At 42.6% G+C, this 2,702-nt stretch carries 3 protein-coding genes; 1 reads left to right on the plus strand and 2 read right to left on the minus strand.

The window, feature by feature from the left end:
- Positions 1–127 precede the first annotated feature (127 nt).
- Positions 128–1,351, minus strand: a complete 1,224-nt coding sequence (locus AB4653_RS26495; RefSeq protein WP_009845694.1) for an HlyD family secretion protein — start codon at positions 1,349–1,351, stop codon at positions 128–130.
- Positions 1,345–1,695, minus strand: a complete 351-nt coding sequence (locus AB4653_RS26500; protein WP_009845693.1) for a hypothetical protein — start codon at positions 1,693–1,695, stop codon at positions 1,345–1,347. Before AB4653_RS26500 ends, AB4653_RS26495 begins: the two co-directional genes overlap by 7 nt.
- 134 nt (positions 1,696–1,829) lie before the next feature.
- Between AB4653_RS26500 and AB4653_RS26505 the strand changes: the two genes are divergently transcribed.
- On the plus strand, positions 1,830–2,702 hold an 873-nt coding region (locus AB4653_RS26505), incomplete at its 3' end, for an AraC family transcriptional regulator ligand-binding domain-containing protein (protein ID WP_372105716.1).

A 2,702-nucleotide genomic window follows, 5' to 3' on the forward strand; every position in this document is an offset into this window, starting at 1 on the left:
ACTGAATACTGAATACTGCTTAGTTTTTTGATTTTTGCTGCTCTGTCTGCAACTAACGGTAAAATAGATAAAAGCCCGTGCGATCTCAGATCTCACGGGCTTTGTATCGTTTTATCTAAAACAAGTATTAGATCGAGTAGAAGAAATATAACTGGGACTTCATTCTAATGATGATCCCGCGTATTACGTCTAGGAACGCCATAAAGCTGATCGGCTTCTCACCGCTTACCCAAGCTAACCCTACAGAGCCGACTGGAATATCGTAACCTTCCGCCTCGTCAATTTTTAAGCGGACAAAGTGGTGCTTGTTCTGAAGGTTTCGACCTGTGGTGACACGAACTTGTTCATCAATACCTAATAGGCTAGCTTGTGCTTCACCCGTCGCTTCAACAATGCCTTCTACGGTTGCGGAGAATATCTTGCCTGGGTATACCGCCGTTGCAAACTCAGCAGGTTGGCCCACTTTTACGTTACGAATAGCTTGGTGATTCACTCGCATTAACACGTATTTTTCTTCAGTGTACATTTGGATACGAGGCATCATTGATACTCGCTGTCCTTCACGAAGAATGAAATTAGTTACAAAGCCGTCAGTCGGCGCAGTTACTTTGGTACTGTTCAAATCCCATTGAGCTTGAGCCAATGTTGCTTTTGCCGAATCTACCTCAGTTTGTTTCTTACTGACGTTGGTTTCTGCTTTGTGGATGTTTAACTTCGCGTTCTCAGCATCAACTTCTTTCTTACTTAGTTGAGATTCCAATGTGGTGACGTTATACGTTGCCAAGTCTACCTTTGCCGTTTGTTGGTCGATGTCAGTCTCAGTAATCGTATGTTCTACAACTTTGTTTTGCTTTTGGTAACGGTCAAGTGTTTTAGATTGCAGAACAAGATCTGTTTTTGCTGATTCTATCTGAGCGACAGAGGCTTTGATATCTTCAAGCGCTGACTGATAGCTTACTTTAGCGATGCTCACTTCTTGGTGAGCGGTATCCAAAGCAACGTTCGCCGATTCAAGTTGCACGTTAGCCTTATCTCTTGCAATAACATATTTGGTGTCATCAATTTCGTAAATGAGCTGACCTTCAATCACGTCTTGGTTCGGTCTAATGTGAACCTTGGTTGTTTTGCCTGACACATTGGTTGAATCTGGACGTAGCTGAATGTGTGGTGATTGAACGACTGAACCTCCAGAGAGATCCATCGGCGTGTAGTTAATGAGTCCAACCCAAACAAACAATAACCATGATGTACCACCTAGATAAGAAAATGCTTTGGTGCCCTTGTTCCATGGCATACCAATAAGCCTAAGTAGATAGATGAACAGTGCCCACAGAGCTAAGCCTTCTAACATGTTTGGCTCTCCCCATCTTGATCATTCTTAACTTGTTGTCCTGTTGGTTCCGCAGGTGCTTTCCATGTGTCTCTCAGGTTTATGATGGCTTTTTCCATATCAACAAACGCTAAAATGACGGCAAGTACCCATACCCAGTGCCATATGAAGCCAATCCAAGTTAAAGCTGTGATTAAACCGAGCTGGTGATGCTCTTTACTGTGGGCTTTATTGATTGGTAATTCATGAACACGCCAAAAGCCGTAACATGCAGCTGCGATTGTTGCGACCAACACAACGCCAGCTACGACGTGTAATGCGGTGTCTGCGCCTGTTCCAACAAATGGGACACTTAGTAAACTCATTGATCAACCCTAAGTAAAATTTGAACGCCGAGTGTGATGGAAGTTGGATTTACAGGTTGTAAATTTACTAATTACTTCGATAATGGCAATTATATGATTTTATCTGTGATCTCCTTTCTAAGGGTTAGCGACTAATGAACAATTGTAACTTCTTAAGAGCGTTAGGGATTTTGGGTATTTATCAACACGCTGTCACAAACCCTGTGGTTAATACGGAGCGTTTAGGTATTCCGAAGTCTGTATTTACTAACTCAATGAATCTTATTCCGGTCAATGAAGTCGATAAATGGTATGGGTTTCTTGAACAGCAAACTAATGATCCAGATATTATTCTGAAACTGTCTGACCGAGTGGATATTGAAAAATTAGGCCCGTTAACCAACTGGTTTTTTTCTGGACATGATCTTGCTTCTACGATCCGCCGAGTGAACATTGGCCTGCACTGTTTACAGTCTGGTGCGTTCTTATACGGTGCACAGGTAGGGACAATGATTAAATGGTGCTACGACAATCCTGCTTACTCAGAAACGGGTAAAGTGCATGACTCAATAAGAGTCGCGGTTTTCATTATGAAGATTTTACGTCGATATTTGGGTGATGACTTTAAACCCGTTGCGGTTTCAATAGCAGGTCGTCGAGAGAATGTTGACCTCTACCATGAATATTTCGGCTGTACGATTCAATGGGGACAGCCTCGCACAGAGGTTTGGATCCCGAGTGAATCGAGGTTATCAATCAATCAATCACTATCGAACAGTAAAGCAAATCTGGCGATGAACTTTCATGACTTGGATAACTATCTAAACATGCCAGATGCTGGTGATGAACATAAGGTCACCTATGAGATGATCAACTACAGTCGCCACTTTGGTTTACCAACCCTTCACAAGGTTTCCAGTTTATTAGGGCTCTCTGAGCAGCAGTTTCAACGCCGTTTGCATAAATCGGGCATCAATTTTTCTACCATTATGGGGTATGCATTAAGTAACGTGGCCGTGGAGTTGTTG

This window comes from Vibrio sp. 10N.222.48.A3 (genome assembly GCF_041475345.1).
Lineage (GTDB): Bacteria > Pseudomonadota > Gammaproteobacteria > Enterobacterales > Vibrionaceae > Vibrio > Vibrio tasmaniensis_A.